Genomic DNA, 18,669 nt, shown 5'->3' with positions numbered 1-18,669 from the left:
TCACTTTTGAAGAGAGCGACGATGAAAAATACCGAACTAGAACAATTGATTAATGAAAAACTCAATAGCGCCGCCTTCAGCGATTACGCCCCTAACGGCCTACAGGTTGAAGGGCGTGAAGCGGTGCAGAAAATTGTGACTGGCGTGACTGCCAGCCAGGCGCTGATTGATGAAGCTGTGCGTCAGCAGGCGGATGCGGTGATCGTGCATCACGGTTACTTCTGGAAAGGCGAGTCGCCGGTGATTCGCGGTATGAAACGTAACCGACTGAAAGCGCTGCTGGAAAACGACATTAACCTCTATGGCTGGCATCTGCCGCTGGACGCGCATCCTGAATTGGGCAACAACGTCCAGTTGGCACAGCTTCTTGGTATCAACGTGATGGGGGAAATCGAATCGCTGGTGCCGTGGGGTGAACTGTCAATGCCGGTGTCGGGTCTGGAGCTGGCGTCGTGGATTGAAGCCCGTTTGGGGCGTAAACCGCTGTGGAGCGGGGATACCGGGCCGGATAAAGTCTCCCGCGTGGCGTGGTGCACGGGCGGCGGTCAGGGCTTTATTGACAGCGCGGCTCGGTTTGGCGTTGATGCGTTTATTACCGGTGAAGTTTCAGAACAGACCATTCATTCCGCCCGTGAGCAGGGGCTACACTTTTATGCAGCGGGCCACCATGCCACGGAGCGCGGCGGTATTCGCGCCCTGAGCGAGTGGCTCACTGAAACGACCGATCTGGATGTTACCTTCGTGGACATCCCCAATCCGGCCTGATGATGAGGGAATAAAGTGCAGCGAGCGCGTTGTTATCTGTTAGGTGAGACGGCTGTCGTACTGGAGCTGGAGCCGCCGGTGACGCTGGCGGCGCAGAAACGAGTCTGGCGTTTGGCACAGCGAGCGGCAACGTTGCCGGACGTGGTGGACGTCATTCCGGGCATGAACAATATCACGGTGACGCTACGCGACCCGCATCGCCTGGCGCTGGATGCGATTGAGCGTCTTCAGCGCTGGTGGGAAGAGAGCGAAGCTCTGGAGCCTGAATTCCGGGCCATCGATATTCCCGTGATTTATGGCGGCGAGCAGGGGCCTGATCTTCCTGATGTGGCCCGCATCAGCGGCCTGACGCCACGGCAGGTGGTTGAGCTGCACGCATCGGTTGACTACGTGGTGTGGTTCCTCGGTTTCCAGCCGGGTTTTCCTTATCTCGGTGGGCTGCCGGAACCCTTGAGAATGCCACGCCGCGCCGAGCCGCGGTTAAAGGTGCCCGCGGGTTCCGTAGGTATAGGTGGTCAGCAGACCGGGATTTATCCTCTGGCCACGCCGGGCGGCTGGCAGCTGATTGGCCGCACTTCTCTGCCGCTGTTCTCGCCCAATCGTGAGGAACCGATTTTACTGCGCCCGGGTGATACGGTGCGCTTCGTGCCGCAAAAGGAGGGCATATGCTGAAGGTGATTCGTGCAGGCATGTATACCTCGGTGCAGGATGCGGGGCGCGAAGGATTACGGCAGTTCGGCGTAAGCCGCTGCGGGGCGTTGGATAAACCGGCGCTGATGACGGCGAACCTGCTGGTCGGCAATGATGCCAACGCCGCGGCGCTGGAGATAACTCTGGGGATGGCAACCTTTACCTTTTCTCGTGAAGGCTGGTTTGCCCTGACCGGAGCAGGCTGCGAAGCGACGCTTGACGGTGAGGTGGTCTGGAGCGGCTGGCGGCACTGGGCGAAAGCCGGGCAGACGCTCAAGCTCAATCGCCCACAGCACGGTATTCGCAGCTATCTGGCGTTGGCAGGCGGCATAGATGTACCTGCTGTGATGGGCTCGCGCAGTACCGATCTGAACGTTGGTATCGGCGGCTTTGAAGGCCGTCGTTTGCAGGATGGAGATGTACTTCCGCTGGGGAAACCTGTGCGCACGTTCCGTGAACCGCGCGGCGTCAAGCCGCTTATCGCCAGCAACCGTATTCGTGCGCTGCCGGGGCCAGAGTATCAGGAGTTTAGCGCCATATCTCAGGAAACCTTCTGGCGTTCTCCGTGGCAGTTAAGCCCGCAAAGCAATCGCATGGGCTATCGTCTGAAAGGGCAGCCGCTGGTGCGTGACAACGTGCGCGAGCTGGTGTCTCACGGTCTGGTGCCTGGCGTGGTTCAAGTGCCACACAATGGCCAGCCTATTGTGTTGATGAACGATGCGCAGACCACCGGCGGGTACCCGCGTATCGCCTGCATTATTGAGGCAGACATGTTCCAACTGGCGCAAATCCCGCTGGGACAGCCAATTCACTTTATCCAATGCTCATTGGAAGAGGCGCTAAAAGCGCGGCACGATCAACTGCGCTATCTGGAACAACTAGCCTGGCGACTGAATGATGAGGATTGATTTTAACGCGGACCTCGGTGAAGGTGCGGCTAGCGATGCAGAATTGCTCACGCTGGTGTCATCGGCCAATATCGCCTGCGGTTTTCATGCCGGGGATGCCAGCACGATGCTGACCTGTGTACGTGCCGCGCTGAAAAATGGCGTGGCCGTGGGAGCGCACCCAAGCTTCCCCGACCGGGAAAATTTTGGCCGTACCGCGATGCAGCTACCGCCGGAGACGGTCTACGCGCAAACGTTGTACCAAATCGGCGCACTGTCGGCGATTGTCCAGGCTGAGGGCGGCGTGCTGCGCCACGTGAAGCCGCACGGCATGCTCTATAACCAGGCCGCAAAAGACCCCGCGTTAGCGGATGCTATCGCTAAGGCGGTGTTCGCGGTTAATCCGACGCTGATTCTGGTCGGCCTGGCGGGTAGTGAACTGATCCACGCCGGAACGCGTCACGGACTCGCCACGCGCCAGGAAGTGTTTGCCGACCGCGGCTATCAGTCTGACGGTGCTCTGGTACCGCGCAGCCAGCCCGGTGCGCTGATTACCGATGAAGACCAGGCGTTGGCGCAAACGCTGGAAATGGTGCAGCGTGGGCGGGTGAGAAGCGTGGACGGAAAGTGGGCCAACGTGACGGCGGAAACGGTTTGCCTGCACGGTGACGGCGCGCATGCACTGGCGTTTGCTCGCCGTCTGCGGCGCGAATTTACCGCGCAGGGGATTCAGATAACGGCATAATGTTATTGAAGGAGTACCGACAAACCCGCCGGTATTTAGGAATTCATCAAGGCTGAAATGGATAGGTATTGCAGTACACTTTCGTCGGGTGCTTGAGGCTATTTGTCTCAGGCATTAGCCGAAAGGCAGATAGAGAAAAGCCCCAGATAACCTTCAACGTCTTAGCGGACGTTAAACATTAATCTGAGGCCAAATCTAATGCCACACACATTAAGATTAGCCTCTTACCGTCCTTCGGGTCAAGGAGTAGCAGGCTATGAAGCAGCAAAAGGCGATGGTTATCGCCCTGATTGTTATCTGTATCACTTTCATTCTGGTGGTGCTGGTTACAAGAGAAGATCTCTGCGAGGTTCGGCTCCGAACCGGCCACGCGGAGCTCGCTGTCTTCACAGCTTACGAATCTGTTAAGTAAGAGCGCCGGCGGGGAGTTATCCCCGCCACTTTGCGGTGTGGTTACTTTCCTCATGCACCCGTTCTTTTTTTCTTCGACGCGCCGTGTGCGAGCCAAACGTATTATTGATAATATTGCTCCCTTGACGATCGAAAGGGAGTAATCACTATGCCTGAAGGTCCAGAGATCCGCCGGGCGGCGGACAGCCTGGAAAAGGCCATTCAGGGTAAGCCGTTGACCGAAGTCTGGTTTGCGTACCCCGAATTATCCTCTTATGCCCCCACCCTGATCGGCCAGCACGTCACCCACGTTGAAACCCGCGGTAAAGCCTTGCTGACTCATTTTTCCGGTGGCCTGACGCTCTATAGCCACAATCAGCTTTACGGCGTGTGGCGAGTGGTTAACGCCGGGGAGATGCCGGACACCACGCGGGTACTACGGGTCAAATTACAAACGGCGGATAAAGCCATTCTGCTCTACAGCGCTTCCGATATTGAGATGCTCACGCCAGAGCAGGTGAAAACGCACCCATTTTTACTGCGCGTCGGGCCCGATGTACTTGATATGACCTTAACGCCGGAAACGGTTAAAGCGCGGCTGTTGTCGGCAACATTCCGCAACCGCCAGTTCTCTGGCCTGTTACTGGACCAGGCGTTTCTCGCGGGGCTCGGTAATTATCTGCGGGTTGAGATCCTCTGGCAGGTGGGGTTAACCGGGAACCATAAAGCGTCACAGCTCGATGAACAGCAGCTCGAAGCACTGTCGCATGCGCTGCTCGATATTCCTCGACTCTCCTACAACACGCGCGGGCAGGTGGATGATAACAAGCACCACGGCGCGCTGTTCCGCTTTAAGGTGTTTCATCGCGATGGCGAAACGTGTGAACGCTGCGGCGGGGTGATTGAGAAGACAATGCTGTCCTCAAGGCCATTTTATTGGTGTCCGGGGTGCCAGCGTTAAGTAGGCCGGATAAGGCGTAGCCGCCATCCGGCAACGCGCGCTGATATTGCCTGATGGCGCTTTGCTTATCAGGCCTACGGGATGGGCAAGCGGCTGCGGAGTTACTGCCATAAAAAAAGCGCCCGAAGGCGCTTTTTTACACTCAAACCCTCGATTACTTCTTGAGGTCTGATTTGAAATCACGCTGCTCGTAGCCGGTGTACAGCTGACGAGGACGCGCAATTTTCATGCCGTCGGTGTGCATTTCGTTCCAGTGAGCAATCCAGCCAATGGTACGCGCCATCGCGAAGATAACGGTAAACATGGACGATGGGATACCCATCGCTTTCAGGATGATGCCGGAGTAGAAATCAACGTTCGGGTACAGTTTCTTCTCGATGAAGTACGGGTCGTTCAGCGCAATGTGCTCAAGCTCCATTGCCACTTCCAGCAGATCGTCTTTGGTGCCCAGTTCTTTCAGCACTTCGTGGCAGGTTTCACGCATTACGGTGGCGCGCGGGTCGTAGTTCTTGTACACGCGGTGACCGAAGCCCATCAGGCGGAAAGAGTCATTCTTATCTTTCGCACGACGTACGAACTCAGGGATGTGCTCAACGGAGCTAATTTCCTCGAGCATCTTCAGTGCCGCTTCGTTGGCGCCGCCGTGTGCTGGCCCCCACAGAGAAGCAATACCGGCCGCGATACACGCGAACGGGTTCGCACCAGAAGAACCGGCGGTACGGACGGTAGAGGTGGACGCGTTCTGCTCATGGTCAGCGTGCAGGATCAGAATACGATCCATCGCGCGTTCCAGAACCGGGTTCACTTCGTAATCTTCGCATGGGGTCGCGAACATCATACGCAGGAAGTTACCGGCGTAGGAGAGGTCGTTGCGTGGATAAATAAACGGCTGACCGATGGAATATTTGTAGCACATTGCGGCCATGGTCGGCATTTTCGACAGCAGACGGAATGCGGCAATTTCGCGGTGACGCGGGTTATTCACATCCAGAGAGTCGTGATAGAACGCCGCCAGCGCACCGGTAATCCCGCACATCACCGCCATCGGGTGAGAGTCGCGACGGAACGCATGGAATAAACGGGTGATCTGCTCGTGGATCATGGTGTGGCGAGTCACGGTCGTGGTGAACTCGTCAAATTCAGCCTGGGACGGTTTTTCACCGTACAGCAGGATGTAGCACACTTCGAGATAGTTAGATTCTGTGGCTAACTGATCGATAGGGAAGCCGCGGTGCAGCAAGATCCCTTCGTCGCCATCAATAAAAGTAATCTTAGACTCGCAAGATGCGGTAGAGGTAAAACCAGGGTCAAAGGTAAAAATGCCTTTCGAACCCAGACTACGGATATCAAGAACATCCTGACCGAGCGTGCCTTTTAGCACATCCAGTTCAATAGCAGTATCACCTGGTATAGTGATTTTTGCCTTCGTATCAGCCATTTACGGTCTCCTTAGCGCCTTTTTGCTTAAGACTGCTGGATGCCGGATTTGCAATTCAAAACATATTTCGACGTTGCCAGTTTGTTATTTGGCTCACGGCTCTGCTGTAGAGATAAAGCGAGGGTACAGAGCAAGGGCGCTTGACGGTGCACGTCTAATCTACAGTGAAACAACAGCAAATCAGGGTCTTAGCAATCCGATGATTCAAACCTGTACAACACTAATAACTGTCCTGATTAATTCGGTCAATACCGTCACACTGTTACATAACTTATTATCAGGTGAAAGAGTGACCCCATAACTTTTGAGCATTATATGCTTTTACAGGTGATGGTTGTAACAATAATGTTTAATATTTGTCAAATCACGTGATTAATTTTTAAAAAATTGTTTTAATCGTGAGCATGATCACTGTTCTGCATAAAACCGGACAAACTATATGTAGGTTAATTGTAATGATTTTGTGAACGGCCTATACTGCCGCCAGGTCTCCGGAATACCCTGCAATCCCGAGCCACCCAGCGTTTTAACGTGTCGATTTAGCATCTGTGAGCAGATTTAACCATGACGCGAAGTTATAGAAAGGACGCTGCTTGACCCGCCTGCGGACCGGAGGAAGGAAATAATAAGAACAGCATGTGGGCGTTATTCATGATAAGAAATGTGAAAAAACAAAGACCTGTCAATCTGGATTTGACAACAATCCGGTTCCCAATAACAGCGATAGCGTCCATTCTCCATCGCGTATCCGGTGTGATCACGTTTGTGGCGGTCGGTATTCTGCTATGGCTGCTGGGCACCAGTCTCTCCTCCCCGGAAGGCTTCCTGACCGCTTCCTCTATTATGAGCAGCTTCTTCGTTAAATTCATTATGTGGGGCATCCTCACTGCGCTGGCGTATCACGCCGTCGTGGGTATTCGTCACGTGTTAATGGATTTCGGCTATATCGAAGAAACCCTCGAAGCCGGTCAGCGCTCTGCGAAAATTTCTTTTGTTATTACTGTCGTGCTTTCAATTCTTGCAGGAGTCCTCGTATGGTAAGCAACGCCTCAGCATTAGGACGCAACGGCGTACATGACTTCATCCTCGTTCGCGCCACCGCTATTGTCCTGACTTTGTACATCATCTACATGGTGGGCTTTTTTGCGATTCACGGTGAAGTCACCTGGGAAATCTGGAGCGGTTTCTTTGCCTCTGCGTTCACAAAAGTGTTCACCCTGCTGGCTCTGTTTTCAATCTTGATTCATGCCTGGATCGGCATGTGGCAGGTGTTGACCGACTACGTTAAACCACTGGCCCTGCGCCTGACGCTGCAACTGCTTATTGTTGTAGCCCTGCTGGTTTACGTTATCTATGGATTTGTTGTGGTGTGGGGTGTGTGATGAAACTGCCAGTCAGAGAATTTGATGCTGTTGTGATTGGTGCCGGTGGCGCAGGTATGCGCGCGGCGCTGCAAATTTCCCAAAGCGGCCAGACCTGTGCGCTGCTGTCCAAAGTGTTCCCGACCCGTTCCCATACCGTATCTGCGCAGGGTGGTATCACCGTTGCGCTCGGTAATACCCATGAAGATAACTGGGAATGGCACATGTACGACACCGTAAAAGGGTCGGACTATATCGGTGACCAGGACGCCATTGAATACATGTGTAAGACCGGTCCGGAAGCGATTCTGGAACTGGATCACATGGGGCTGCCATTCTCCCGTCTGGAGAATGGGACCATCTATCAACGTCCGTTTGGCGGCCAGTCGAAAAACTTCGGCGGCGAGCAGGCGGCACGTACTGCAGCAGCAGCTGACCGTACCGGTCACGCACTGCTGCACACGCTTTATCAACAGAATTTGAAAAACCACACCACTATTTTCTCCGAGTGGTATGCGCTGGACCTGGTGAAAAACGCCGATGGCGCAGTAGTAGGTTGTACTGCACTGTGTATCGAAACCGGTGAAGTGGTTTACTTCAAAGCCCGTGCAACCGTGCTGGCAACCGGCGGGGCAGGGCGTATTTATCAGTCCACCACTAACGCCCACATCAATACCGGTGACGGCGTGGGTATGGCTATCCGTGCCGGTGTTCCGGTGCAGGATATGGAAATGTGGCAGTTCCACCCAACCGGTATCGCCGGCGCGGGCGTTCTGGTCACCGAAGGCTGCCGTGGTGAAGGTGGTTACCTGCTGAACAAACACGGCGAGCGCTTCATGGAGCGTTATGCGCCGAACGCGAAAGACCTGGCGGGTCGTGACGTGGTGGCGCGTTCCATCATGATCGAAATCCGTGAAGGTCGCGGCTGTGATGGCCCGTGGGGCCCACACGCCAAGCTGAAGCTGGATCACCTGGGTAAAGAAGTGCTGGAATCCCGTCTGCCGGGTATCCTGGAACTGTCTCGTACCTTCGCCCACGTTGACCCGGTTAAAGAACCAATCCCGGTTATCCCAACCTGCCACTACATGATGGGCGGTATTCCGACCAAAGTAAGCGGCCAGGCGCTGACCGTGAACGAGCAGGGCGAAGACGTCGTGATTCCTGGTCTGTTTGCAGTAGGTGAAATTGCCTGCGTATCCGTTCACGGTGCGAACCGTCTGGGCGGTAACTCGCTGCTTGACCTGGTGGTCTTTGGCCGTGCGGTTGGCCTGCATCTGCAGGAATCTATCGCTGAGCAGGGCGTACTGCGTGACGCGACCGAAGAAGAAATCGACGCGTCTCTGGAACGTCTGAATCGCTGGAACGGCAACCGTGACGGTGAAGACCCGGTTGAAATTCGCAAAGCGCTGCAGGAATGTATGCAGCATAACTTCTCGGTATTCCGTGAAGGCGATGCGATGGCCAAAGGTCTTGAGCAACTGAAAGCGATTCGCGAGCGTCTGAAAAATGCCCGTCTGGATGATACTTCCAGCGAATTCAACACCCAGCGCGTTGAGTGTCTGGAGTTGGATAACCTGATGGAAACTGCATACGCCACCGCGGTGTCTGCAAACTTCCGTACCGAAAGCCGTGGCGCGCATAGCCGCTTCGACTTCCCGGATCGTGATGATGAAAACTGGCTGTGCCATTCCCTGTATCTGCCAGAGTCGGAATCCATGACGCGTCGTAGCGTCAATATGGAACCGAAACTGCGTCCGGCATTCCCGCCGAAGATTCGTACTTATTAATGCGGAGACAGGATTATGAAACTCGAGTTTTCAGTTTATCGTTATAACCCGGACGTTGACGATGCTCCGCGCATGCAGGATTACACCCTGGAAGCGGAAGAAGGTCGCGACATGATGCTGCTCGATGCGTTGATGCAGCTGAAAGAAAAAGATCCAAGCCTGTCGTTCCGCCGCTCCTGCCGTGAAGGGGTTTGTGGTTCTGATGGCCTGAACATGAACGGGAAAAACGGTCTGGCGTGCATCACGCCGATCTCCGCGCTGAATCAGCCGGGCAAGAAAATTGTTATCCGTCCATTGCCTGGTCTGCCGGTTATCCGCGATTTGGTGGTAGACATGGGGCAATTCTACGCACAGTATGAGAAGATTAAGCCTTACTTGTTGAATAATGGGCAAAATCCTCCGGCTCGTGAGCATCTGCAGATGCCAGAGCAGCGTGAGAAACTCGATGGTCTGTACGAGTGTATTCTCTGCGCATGCTGTTCGACCTCTTGCCCGTCGTTCTGGTGGAACCCGGACAAGTTTATCGGCCCGGCTGGTCTGCTGGCAGCGTATCGCTTCTTAATTGATAGCCGCGATACCGAAACCGACAGCCGCCTGGAAGGGTTAAGTGACGCTTTCAGCGTATTCCGCTGCCATAGCATCATGAACTGCGTCAGTGTATGTCCGAAGGGGCTGAACCCGACGCGCGCCATCGGCCATATTAAGTCGATGCTGCTGCAACGTAGTGCGTAAGTAGTCATTGTTGCCGGATGGCGACGTACCGTCTTATCCGGCCTACATCCCCCGTAGGCCGGATAAACGAAGCGCCATCAGGCAACAAAAATGCAGGAAACCTTTAAAAACTGCCAAATCTGCTTTCTCTCATGAGAAAGGGTGAGCGCAAAGCGCTTAAGACAGTTTCTAAAGGTTCCTTCGCGGGCCAGTGCAAATACAAGAGCTCGCAAGTGAACCCTGGGACGTGTGCTTTACCGGCGTACGTCGTAGTTATCCACGGCGAAATAAGCATAAGATGCTTAAGGGATCACGATGCAGAACGGCGCAATGAAAGCCTGGCTGGACTCTTCTTACCTCTCTGGTGCAAACCAGAGCTGGATAGAACAGCTCTATGAAGACTTCTTAACCGATCCTGACTCTGTCGACGCTCACTGGCGTTCAATGTTCCAGCAGTTACCTGGTACCGGAGTCAAACCGGATCAATTTCATTCCAAAACACGTGATTATTTCCGTCGTCTGGCGAAGGATGCCTCACGTTACTCTTCTTCGATTTCCGACCCTGACACGAATGCGAAGCAGGTTAAAGTCCTGCAGCTTATCAACGCTTATCGCTTCCGTGGTCACCAGAACGCGATCCTCGATCCGCTGGGACTGTGGCAGCAGGATAAAGTGGCTGATTTAGATCCCGCTTTCCACGATCTGACTGAGGCCGACTTCCAGGAGAGCTTTAACGTAGGTTCTTTCGCCATCGGCAAAGACACGATGAAGCTCGGCGACCTGATTGATGCTCTCAAACAGACCTACTGCGGCCACATCGGCGCGGAATACATGCACATCACGAACACCGAAGAGAAACGTTGGATCCAACAGCGTTTTGAAGCGGGGCATGCCACCTTTAGCGCAGAAGAGAAAAAACGCTTCCTGAGCGAACTGACTGCGGCAGAAGGTCTGGAACGCTACCTGGGCGCGAAATTCCCAGGCGCAAAACGCTTCTCGCTGGAAGGCGGCGATGCGCTGGTACCAATGCTCAAAGAGATGATCCGCCATGCGGGCAAGAGCGGTACGCGTGAAGTGGTGCTCGGTATGGCGCACCGCGGTCGTCTGAACGTGCTGATCAACGTACTGGGCAAACAGTCCCAGGAGTTGTTCGACGAGTTCTCCGGCAAGCATAAAGAACACCTCGGCACCGGTGACGTGAAGTACCACATGGGCTTCTCCTCCGACATCGAAACCGAAGGCGGCCTGGTACACCTGGCGCTGGCGTTTAACCCGTCACACCTCGAAATCGTGAGCCCGGTGGTTATCGGTTCCGTGCGTGCGCGTCTGGATCGTCTTGACGAGCCAAGCAGCAACAAAGTTCTGCCGATTACCATCCACGGCGACGCCGCGGTAACCGGTCAGGGTGTGGTTCAGGAAACCCTGAACATGTCCAAAGCGCGTGGTTACGAAGTGGGCGGTACCGTTCGCATCGTGATTAACAACCAGGTGGGCTTCACCACCTCTAACCCGCTGGATGCACGTTCAACACCATACTGTACCGATATCGGTAAGATGGTGATGGCGCCAATCTTCCACGTGAATGCGGATGACCCGGAAGCCGTGGCTTTCGTTACCCGTCTGGCGCTGGACTTCCGTAACACCTTTAAACGCGATGTGTTTATCGACCTGGTGTGCTACCGCCGTCACGGCCACAACGAAGCCGACGAGCCAAGCGCAACCCAGCCGCTGATGTATCAGAAAATCAAAAAGCATCCGACCCCGCGTAAAATCTATGCTGACAAGCTGGAAGCGGACAAAGTCGCGACGCTGGAAGATGCCACCGAAATTGTTAACCTGTATCGCGACGCGCTGGACGCGGGCGAATGCGTGGTGAAAGAGTGGCGTCCAATGAACCTGCACTCCTTTACCTGGTCGCCATACCTCAATCATGAATGGGACGAAAGCTACCCGAACAAGGTTGAGATGAAGCGCCTGCAGGAGCTGGCTAACCGTATCAGTACCGTACCTGATGCCATTGAAATGCAATCTCGCGTAGCGAAAATCTACGGCGACCGTCAGGCGATGGCGGCGGGCGAGAAGCTGTTCGATTGGGGCGGCGCGGAAAACCTGGCGTACGCTACGCTGGTCGATGAAGGTATTCCAGTCCGTCTGTCCGGTGAAGACGCCGGTCGTGGTACCTTCTTCCACCGCCATGCGGTTATCCATAACCAGTCTAACGGTTCCACCTACACCCCGCTGCAGCACGTGCATAACGGGCAGGGCGTGTTTAAGGTGTGGGACTCCGTACTGTCTGAAGAAGCGGTTCTGGCCTTCGAATACGGTTACGCGACGGCTGAGCCGCGCACGCTGACCATCTGGGAAGCGCAGTTTGGCGACTTCGCCAACGGTGCTCAGGTCGTTATCGACCAGTTCATCTCCTCCGGTGAGCAGAAATGGGGCCGTATGTGCGGTCTGGTTATGCTGCTGCCGCACGGTTATGAAGGTCAGGGTCCGGAGCACTCTTCTGCGCGTCTGGAACGCTATCTGCAGCTTTGCGCACAGCAGAACATGCAGGTTTGCGTACCGTCCACTCCGGCACAGGTTTATCACATGCTGCGTCGTCAGGCGCTGCGCGGGATGCGCCGTCCGCTGGTGGTCATGTCGCCGAAGTCTCTGCTGCGTCACCCGCTGGCGGTCTCTACGCTGGACGAACTGGCAAACGGCACCTTTATGCCGGCCATCGGTGAGATTGACGAACTGGATCCGCAAAGCGTGAAACGCGTGGTGCTGTGCTCTGGTAAGGTTTACTACGACCTGCTGGAACAGCGTCGCAAGAACGATCAGAAAGATGTCGCTATCGTGCGTATCGAACAGCTGTATCCGTTCCCGCACCAGGCGGTACAAGAAGTGTTGAAATCTTATGCTCACGTGCATGATTTTGTCTGGTGCCAGGAAGAGCCGCTTAACCAGGGTGCTTGGTACTGCAGCCAACATCATTTCCGTGATGTGATTCCATTTGGTGCTGGTCTGCGTTACGCAGGTCGCCCAGCCTCCGCCTCACCGGCGGTAGGGTATATGTCCGTTCACCAGAAGCAGCAACAAGATCTGGTCAATGACGCGCTGAACGTCGATTAATTAAGGATACAAAATGAGTAGCGTAGATATTCTGGTCCCCGACCTGCCTGAATCCGTAGCAGATGCGACCGTGGCCACCTGGCATAAAAAACCGGGCGATGCGGTAGTTCGTGATGAGGTGCTGGTAGAAATCGAAACTGACAAAGTGGTACTGGAAGTACCGGCGTCGGCGGATGGCATTCTGGATGCCGTTCTGGAAGATGAAGGTACTACCGTCACCTCCCGTCAAATCTTGGGTCGCCTGCGTGAAGGCAACAGCGGTGGTAAAGAAACCAGCGCCAAAACTGAAAGCAAAGAGTCTACCCCGGCTCAGCGCCAACAGGCCTCACTCGAAGAGCAGAATAACGATGCGCTGAGCCCGGCGATTCGTCGCCTGCTGGCTGAGCACAATCTGGATGCCAGCGCGATTAAAGGCACCGGTGTTGGCGGTCGTCTGACCCGTGAAGACGTTGAGAAACACCTGGCGAAAGCACCGGCGAAAGCCGCTGCTGCACCGGCTGCGGCAGCCGCAGCGCCGGTTGCTCCGCTGGCAGGTCGCTCCGAGAAACGTGTTCCGATGACCCGTCTGCGTAAGCGCGTAGCCGAGCGTCTGCTGGAAGCGAAAAACTCTACCGCGATGCTGACGACCTTCAACGAAGTTAACATGAAACCAATCATGGACCTGCGTAAGCAGTACGGTGACGCGTTTGAAAAACGTCACGGTATCCGTCTGGGCTTCATGTCCTTCTACGTGAAGGCGGTCGTTGAAGCGCTGAAACGCTACCCAGAAGTGAACGCGTCTATCGATGGTGAAGACGTGGTTTACCACAACTACTTCGATGTGAGCATGGCGGTTTCTACGCCACGTGGCCTGGTAACCCCAGTACTGCGTGACGTTGATGCGCTTGGCATGGCTGACATTGAGAAGAACATTAAAGAGCTGGCGCTGAAAGGTCGCGACGGCAAACTGACTGTTGAAGACCTGACCGGCGGTAACTTCACCATTACCAACGGCGGCGTCTTCGGTTCCCTGATGTCTACCCCGATTATCAACCCGCCTCAGAGCGCGATTCTGGGTATGCACGCCATTAAAGACCGTCCTATGGCGGTTGATGGCAAAGTGGAAATTCTGCCGATGATGTACCTGGCTCTGTCCTATGACCACCGCCTGATCGATGGGCGCGAGTCTGTAGGCTTCCTGGTGGCAATTAAAGAGCTGTTAGAAGATCCAACCCGTCTTCTGCTGGACGTGTAGGTTTGGGATAACCCCGGCGTCGCTTTCGCTTGGCCGGGCTACGAGGTTGTAGCCCGGCCGAACGGAGTGACGCCGGGAAGCTCCCGAGTTCCAGACAACAACTCAACAACATTTTATAGGATGGATAGAACACATGAACTTACATGAATATCAGGCAAAACAACTCTTTGCCCGCTATGGCTTACCGGCTCCGGTGGGTTATGCCTGTACTACTCCGCGTGAAGCAGAAGAAGCCGCTTCAAAAATCGGCGCTGGCCCGTGGGTAGTGAAATGTCAGGTTCACGCTGGTGGCCGCGGTAAAGCGGGCGGTGTGAAGGTCGTAAACTCTAAAGAAGACATTCGCGCTTTTGCAGAGCATTGGCTGGGCAAACGCCTGGTAACCTACCAGACAGACGCACACGGCCAGCCGGTTAACCAGATTCTGGTTGAAGCCGCGACCGACATCGGTAAAGAACTGTACCTGGGCGCGGTTGTTGACCGTAGCTCCCGTCGCGTGGTCTTCATGGCCTCTACCGAAGGCGGCGTAGAAATTGAAAAAGTGGCGGAAGAAACCCCACACCTGATCCACAAAGTTGCGCTGGATCCGCTGGCAGGCCCAATGCCTTACCAGGGTCGTGAACTGGCGTTCAAACTGGGTCTGGAAGGTAAACAGGTTCAGCAGTTCACCAAGATCTTCATGGGTCTGGCAACCATTTTCCTGGAGCGCGACCTGGCGCTTATCGAAATCAACCCGCTGGTTGTGACCAAGCAGGGCGATCTGATCTGCCTCGACGGCAAACTGGGCGCTGACGGCAACGCACTGTTCCGCCAGGCTGACCTGCGCGAAATGCGCGACCAGTCCCAGGAAGACCCACGTGAAGCGCAGGCTGCACAGTGGGAACTGAACTACGTTGCGCTTGATGGCAACATCGGTTGCATGGTTAACGGTGCGGGCCTGGCAATGGGCACCATGGACATCGTTAAACTGCACGGCGGTGAACCAGCGAACTTCCTGGACGTTGGCGGCGGCGCAACCAAAGAACGTGTGACCGAAGCGTTCAAAATCATCCTCTCTGATGACAATGTTAAAGCCGTTCTGGTTAACATCTTCGGCGGTATCGTACGTTGCGACCTGATCGCTGACGGTATCATCGGCGCGGTAGCAGAAGTGGGCGTTAACGTCCCGGTTGTTGTTCGTCTGGAAGGCAACAACGCCGAACTCGGCGCGAAGAAACTGGCTGACAGCGGCCTGAATATTATTGCAGCGAAAAGTCTGACGGACGCAGCACAGCAGGTTGTTGCCGCAGTGGAGGGGAAATAATGTCCATTTTAATCGATAAAAACACCAAGGTTATCTGCCAGGGCTTCACCGGTAGCCAGGGTTCTTTCCACTCCGAACAAGCGATTGCTTACGGTACGCAGATGGTTGGCGGCGTAACCCCAGGCAAAGGCGGCACCACGCATCTGGGTCTGCCAGTGTTCAACACCGTGCGTGAAGCGGTAGAAGCGACGGGCGCAACCGCGACCGTTATCTACGTTCCAGCACCGTTCTGCAAAGACTCCATCCTGGAAGCTATCGATGCAGGCATTAAGCTTATCATCACCATCACCGAAGGTATCCCTACGCTGGATATGCTGACCGTGAAGGTGAAACTGGATGAAGCCGGCGTGCGCATGATTGGCCCGAACTGCCCAGGCGTTATCACCCCAGGCGAATGCAAAATCGGCATCATGCCGGGTCACATTCACAAACCAGGTAAAGTGGGTATCGTTTCCCGTTCTGGTACCCTGACTTACGAAGCGGTTAAGCAGACCACTGACTACGGTTTCGGCCAGTCCACCTGTGTGGGCATCGGCGGTGACCCGATCCCAGGCTCTAACTTCATCGACATCCTGAAGCTGTTCCAGGAAGACCCGCAGACCGAAGCGATCGTGATGATCGGTGAAATCGGCGGTAGCGCGGAAGAAGAAGCGGCGGCTTACATCAAAGATCACGTGACCAAGCCGGTTGTTGGCTACATCGCAGGCGTTACTGCGCCGAAAGGCAAACGTATGGGCCACGCAGGCGCCATCATTGCCGGTGGTAAAGGTACCGCTGATGAGAAATTTGCTGCACTGGAAGCCGCTGGCGTGAAGACCGTTCGCAGCCTGGCTGACATCGGTGAAGCGCTGAAGTCCGTCATTAAGTAATCCTCTCTGCTCCCTCATTGAATTCCCGCTGCATACAGGGAAAGAGGGGGCCTTATATGTCTAGTTTCGACATGGTTGGCCGCCCCTGGGCGGCCTTTTTTTATCGCGTTCTTCCGCTCTGTGTGTTGTACCGTTGATTGTACCGACGGCAGCCGTTTCTGCGTGTTTTTTGCGCAAACAATAGCAAAACAAAATCATTCGTCAGTAGGATGAAAACTGCGCTGATATCTGAAATTGTTAATTTATTAATATTTAAAGTAAATGAAATGTTATTTTCATCGTAATGCAACGTTCGATGTGGAAAAAAATGACGGACGGTCTACTTTAAACTATACGGGGTATTTTAGGTTATTCAGGCTTCTCAAGGTTAAATCCAATTACCTCTCTGTCCAATTTAACTTCATTTGATAACCATCAAAGTCAAATTAAAAACACATTGTTAACATTTCGTTCATCATAATATTCAATTAAAAACATAATTAACAATCTCGCGTTAAGTTGATTTAAATCAATATGTAATCGCTGGCTATAAGCGACTAAAACGGCTAAATTGTCGTGGATCAAACTGGCTGGATATTGCTTGATTCGCTATAAATTGATCACCGTCGAAAAACGTAAAACTTCTCCAATAAAAACCTGTTTATTGTAAGGGTTTTACAGCGTAATATATTTTAGGGATCAATTGAGTTTTTTATTAACACGTTTGTAACTTTCACTTATTGCTGTTTCCGCTGTTCTCCAAGGGGCGGCAGTAGGGAAGGGGACAAATCAATTTGTATTGGGGCATGTGTTTGAATCCCGGTCTACGGGTTCATTCTCGGAGTCTTCATGCGATGAGCAAGGAGTCATGATGTTAGATATAGTCGAACTGTCGCGCTTACAGTTTGCCTTGACCGCGATGTACCACTTCCTGTTTGTTCCGCTAACGCTCGGTATGGCGTTCCTGCTGGCAATCATGGAAACGGTCTACGTCCTTTCCGGCAAACAGATTTATAAAGATATGACCAAGTTCTGGGGCAAGTTGTTTGGTATCAACTTTGCGCTGGGTGTGGCTACCGGTCTGACCATGGAGTTCCAGTTCGGGACTAACTGGTCGTACTATTCCCACTACGTGGGTGATATTTTCGGTGCGCCGCTGGCCATCGAAGGTCTGATGGCCTTCTTCCTCGAATCTACCTTTGTAGGTCTGTTCTTCTTCGGTTGGGATCGTCTGGGTAAAGTCCAGCACATGGCGGTGACCTGGCTGGTAGCGTTAGGCTCCAACCTGTCTGCACTGTGGATCCTCGTCGCGAACGGCTGGATGCAAAACCCGATTGCGTCGGATTTCAACTTCGAAACCATGCGTATGGAAATGGTCAGCTTCTCCGAGCTGGTCCTGAACCCGGTCGCTCAGGTGAAATTCGTCCACACCGTGGCATCTGGCTACGTCTGCGGCGCGATGTTCGTTCTCGGCATCAGCTCCTACTATATGCTGCGCGGTCGTGACTTCGCCTTCGCTAAGCGTTCCTTCGCCATTGCAGCGAGCTTCGGCATGGCAGCTATCCTCTCCGTTATCGTTCTGGGTGATGAATCCGGTTACGAAATGGGTGACGTTCAGAAAACCAAACTGGCTGCGATTGAAGCCGAATGGGAAACGCAGCCAGCACCGGCCGCCTTTACTCTGTTTGGTATTCCTGACCAGGATGCGCAGGAAAACCGCTTTGCGATTCAAATTCCTTACGCGCTGGGCATCATCGCGACCCGTTCTGTTGATAAACAGGTGACCGGTCTGAAAGATCTGTTGGTGCAGCACGAAGAGCGTATCCGTAACGGTATGAAGGCTTATGCGCTGCTCGAGCAGCTGCGTGGCGGTTCTACCGACCAGGCCGTCCGCGATCAGTTTAATAACGTGAAGAAAGACCTGGGCTATGGCCTGCTGCTGAAGCGCTATACGCCGAACGTGTCCGATGCGACTGAAGCGCAAATCCAGATGGCGACCAAAGACTCTATCCCACGCGTGGCGCCGCTGTACTTCGCGTTCCGTATCATGGTGGGCTGCGGCATCCTGATGCTGCTGATTATCGCTACCTCCTTCTGGACGGTTATTCGTAACAAAATCGGTGAGAAAAAATGGCTGCTGCGCACCGCGCTGTATGCGATTCCGTTGCCGTGGATTGCAATCGAATCCGGTTGGTTTGTGGCTGAATACGGCCGTCAACCGTGGGCGATTGGTGAAGTGCTGCCGACGGCAGTGGCTAACTCCAGCCTGACCGCGGGCGACCTGATCTTCTCTATGCTGCTGATTTGTGGTCTGTACACGCTGTTCCTCGTAGCGGAGCTGTACCTGATGTTCAAATTTGCCCGTAAGGGACCAAGCAGCCTGAAAACCGGTCGTTACCACTATGAGCAGCCTACCGCTCAGCCGGCACGCTAAG

17 protein-coding genes are annotated in these 18,669 nt (G+C 54.3%); 15 read left to right on the top strand and 2 right to left on the bottom strand.

Annotated elements, in window-relative coordinates:
- Positions 1 to 21 precede the first annotated feature (21 nt).
- The 6 genes from ACH1XZ_RS10220 to nei all read left to right on the top strand — a co-directional run bounded on the left by ACH1XZ_RS10220 (position 22) and on the right by nei (position 4,438).
- Positions 22 to 765 (top strand): type 2 GTP cyclohydrolase I, encoded by a 744-nt coding sequence (locus tag ACH1XZ_RS10220; RefSeq protein WP_395595441.1) that lies wholly within the window; start codon positions 22 to 24, stop codon positions 763 to 765.
- Between the two features lie 15 nt (positions 766 to 780).
- Positions 781 to 1,437 carry a 5-oxoprolinase subunit PxpB gene (gene pxpB / locus ACH1XZ_RS10215; protein WP_395595440.1) on the top strand — a complete coding sequence of 219 codons (657 nt, stop codon included), beginning with the start codon at positions 781 to 783 and terminating at the stop codon, positions 1,435 to 1,437.
- Positions 1,431 to 2,363, top strand: coding sequence for a 5-oxoprolinase subunit PxpC (pxpC, locus tag ACH1XZ_RS10210; RefSeq protein ID WP_395595439.1), 933 nt, complete (start codon positions 1,431 to 1,433; stop codon positions 2,361 to 2,363). Before pxpB ends, pxpC begins: the two co-directional genes overlap by 7 nt.
- Complete coding sequence (pxpA, locus tag ACH1XZ_RS10205) at positions 2,353 to 3,087, top strand: 5-oxoprolinase subunit PxpA (protein WP_395595588.1); 735 nt, start codon at positions 2,353 to 2,355, stop codon at positions 3,085 to 3,087. The genes pxpC and pxpA overlap by 11 nt, the downstream gene beginning before the upstream one ends.
- A gap of 256 nt (positions 3,088 to 3,343) precedes the next feature.
- Positions 3,344 to 3,499: a Hok/Gef family protein gene (locus tag ACH1XZ_RS10200; protein ID WP_395595438.1), complete on the top strand. Its 156-nt coding sequence runs from the start codon at positions 3,344 to 3,346 to the stop codon at positions 3,497 to 3,499.
- A 147-nt stretch (positions 3,500 to 3,646) separates the two neighbouring features.
- Positions 3,647 to 4,438, top strand: coding sequence for an endonuclease VIII (nei, locus tag ACH1XZ_RS10195; RefSeq protein ID WP_395595437.1), 792 nt, complete (start codon positions 3,647 to 3,649; stop codon positions 4,436 to 4,438).
- 154 nt (positions 4,439 to 4,592) lie between these two features.
- On the opposite strand, the gene gltA is transcribed toward nei, so the two are convergent.
- Both gltA and ACH1XZ_RS23360 read right to left on the bottom strand, forming a co-directional pair.
- Positions 4,593 to 5,876, bottom strand: a complete 1,284-nt coding sequence (gltA, locus tag ACH1XZ_RS10190) for a citrate synthase (RefSeq protein WP_395595436.1) — start codon at positions 5,874 to 5,876, stop codon at positions 4,593 to 4,595.
- Positions 5,877 to 6,080: 204 nt separating this feature from the next.
- Complete coding sequence (locus tag ACH1XZ_RS23360; protein ID WP_438268729.1) at positions 6,081 to 6,188, bottom strand: hypothetical protein; 108 nt, start codon at positions 6,186 to 6,188, stop codon at positions 6,081 to 6,083.
- Positions 6,189 to 6,512: 324 nt separating this feature from the next.
- On the opposite strand from ACH1XZ_RS23360, the gene sdhC reads away from it, so the two are divergent.
- The 9 genes from sdhC (at position 6,513) to cydA (ending at position 18,668) form a co-directional block, all read left to right on the top strand.
- Positions 6,513 to 6,917 (top strand): succinate dehydrogenase cytochrome b556 subunit, encoded by a 405-nt coding sequence (gene sdhC, locus ACH1XZ_RS10185; protein WP_035892718.1) that lies wholly within the window; start codon positions 6,513 to 6,515, stop codon positions 6,915 to 6,917.
- The gene (sdhD, locus tag ACH1XZ_RS10180; protein ID WP_395595435.1) at positions 6,911 to 7,258 is read left to right on the top strand and encodes a succinate dehydrogenase membrane anchor subunit; all 348 of its coding nucleotides are present in this window, start codon (positions 6,911 to 6,913) and stop codon (positions 7,256 to 7,258) included. Before sdhC ends, sdhD begins: the two co-directional genes overlap by 7 nt.
- Positions 7,258 to 9,024: a succinate dehydrogenase flavoprotein subunit gene (gene sdhA, locus ACH1XZ_RS10175; protein ID WP_035892721.1), complete on the top strand. Its 1,767-nt coding sequence runs from the start codon at positions 7,258 to 7,260 to the stop codon at positions 9,022 to 9,024. Before sdhD ends, sdhA begins: the two co-directional genes overlap by 1 nt.
- A 15-nt stretch (positions 9,025 to 9,039) precedes the next feature.
- Positions 9,040 to 9,756: a succinate dehydrogenase iron-sulfur subunit SdhB gene (gene sdhB / locus ACH1XZ_RS10170; RefSeq protein ID WP_035892722.1), complete on the top strand. Its 717-nt coding sequence runs from the start codon at positions 9,040 to 9,042 to the stop codon at positions 9,754 to 9,756.
- 294 nt (positions 9,757 to 10,050) lie between these two features.
- Complete coding sequence (gene sucA / locus ACH1XZ_RS10165; protein WP_395595434.1) at positions 10,051 to 12,852, top strand: 2-oxoglutarate dehydrogenase E1 component; 2,802 nt, start codon at positions 10,051 to 10,053, stop codon at positions 12,850 to 12,852.
- A gap of 13 nt (positions 12,853 to 12,865) precedes the next feature.
- The gene (gene odhB / locus ACH1XZ_RS10160) at positions 12,866 to 14,086 is read left to right on the top strand and encodes a 2-oxoglutarate dehydrogenase complex dihydrolipoyllysine-residue succinyltransferase (RefSeq protein WP_035892725.1); all 1,221 of its coding nucleotides are present in this window, start codon (positions 12,866 to 12,868) and stop codon (positions 14,084 to 14,086) included.
- 133 nt (positions 14,087 to 14,219) lie between these two features.
- The gene (gene sucC, locus ACH1XZ_RS10155; RefSeq protein WP_003022927.1) at positions 14,220 to 15,386 is read left to right on the top strand and encodes an ADP-forming succinate--CoA ligase subunit beta; all 1,167 of its coding nucleotides are present in this window, start codon (positions 14,220 to 14,222) and stop codon (positions 15,384 to 15,386) included.
- Positions 15,386 to 16,255, top strand: coding sequence for a succinate--CoA ligase subunit alpha (gene sucD, locus ACH1XZ_RS10150; protein WP_035892726.1), 870 nt, complete (start codon positions 15,386 to 15,388; stop codon positions 16,253 to 16,255). Before sucC ends, sucD begins: the two co-directional genes overlap by 1 nt.
- A gap of 850 nt (positions 16,256 to 17,105) precedes the next feature.
- Entirely contained in the window at positions 17,106 to 18,668 is a 1,563-nt protein-coding gene (gene cydA / locus ACH1XZ_RS10145) for a cytochrome ubiquinol oxidase subunit I (protein WP_395595587.1), read from the top strand.
- The last annotated feature ends 1 nt before the right edge of the window (position 18,669 follow it).

Origin of the sequence: Kluyvera chengduensis (assembly GCF_044197065.1) — a bacterium.
Lineage (GTDB): Bacteria > Pseudomonadota > Gammaproteobacteria > Enterobacterales > Enterobacteriaceae > Kluyvera > Kluyvera ascorbata_C.
The sequence above is the reverse complement of the archived record's forward strand: the minus strand, read 5'-3'. Positions and strand labels throughout refer to the sequence as shown.

What these genes read in the sequence shown, in the direction of transcription:
- gltA (WP_395595436.1), bottom strand. Translation starts at nt 5,876, where the DNA reads ATGGCTGATACGAAGGCAAAAATCACTATACCAGGTGATACTGCTATT.
- cydA (WP_395595587.1), top strand. Translation starts at nt 17,106, where the DNA reads ATGTTAGATATAGTCGAACTGTCGCGCTTACAGTTTGCCTTGACCGCG.
- ACH1XZ_RS10220 (WP_395595441.1), top strand. Translation starts at nt 22, where the DNA reads ATGAAAAATACCGAACTAGAACAATTGATTAATGAAAAACTCAATAGC.
- sdhA (WP_035892721.1), top strand. Translation starts at nt 7,258, where the DNA reads ATGAAACTGCCAGTCAGAGAATTTGATGCTGTTGTGATTGGTGCCGGT.
- odhB (WP_035892725.1), top strand. Translation starts at nt 12,866, where the DNA reads ATGAGTAGCGTAGATATTCTGGTCCCCGACCTGCCTGAATCCGTAGCA.
- ACH1XZ_RS10200 (WP_395595438.1), top strand. Translation starts at nt 3,344, where the DNA reads ATGAAGCAGCAAAAGGCGATGGTTATCGCCCTGATTGTTATCTGTATC.
- sucC (WP_003022927.1), top strand. Translation starts at nt 14,220, where the DNA reads ATGAACTTACATGAATATCAGGCAAAACAACTCTTTGCCCGCTATGGC.
- sdhC (WP_035892718.1), top strand. Translation starts at nt 6,513, where the DNA reads ATGTGGGCGTTATTCATGATAAGAAATGTGAAAAAACAAAGACCTGTC.
- sucD (WP_035892726.1), top strand. Translation starts at nt 15,386, where the DNA reads ATGTCCATTTTAATCGATAAAAACACCAAGGTTATCTGCCAGGGCTTC.
- ACH1XZ_RS23360 (WP_438268729.1), bottom strand. Translation starts at nt 6,188, where the DNA reads ATGCTCAAAAGTTATGGGGTCACTCTTTCACCTGATAATAAGTTATGT.
- sdhB (WP_035892722.1), top strand. Translation starts at nt 9,040, where the DNA reads ATGAAACTCGAGTTTTCAGTTTATCGTTATAACCCGGACGTTGACGAT.
- sdhD (WP_395595435.1), top strand. Translation starts at nt 6,911, where the DNA reads ATGGTAAGCAACGCCTCAGCATTAGGACGCAACGGCGTACATGACTTC.
- pxpA (WP_395595588.1), top strand. Translation starts at nt 2,353, where the DNA reads ATGAGGATTGATTTTAACGCGGACCTCGGTGAAGGTGCGGCTAGCGAT.
- nei (WP_395595437.1), top strand. Translation starts at nt 3,647, where the DNA reads ATGCCTGAAGGTCCAGAGATCCGCCGGGCGGCGGACAGCCTGGAAAAG.
- sucA (WP_395595434.1), top strand. Translation starts at nt 10,051, where the DNA reads ATGCAGAACGGCGCAATGAAAGCCTGGCTGGACTCTTCTTACCTCTCT.
- pxpC (WP_395595439.1), top strand. Translation starts at nt 1,431, where the DNA reads ATGCTGAAGGTGATTCGTGCAGGCATGTATACCTCGGTGCAGGATGCG.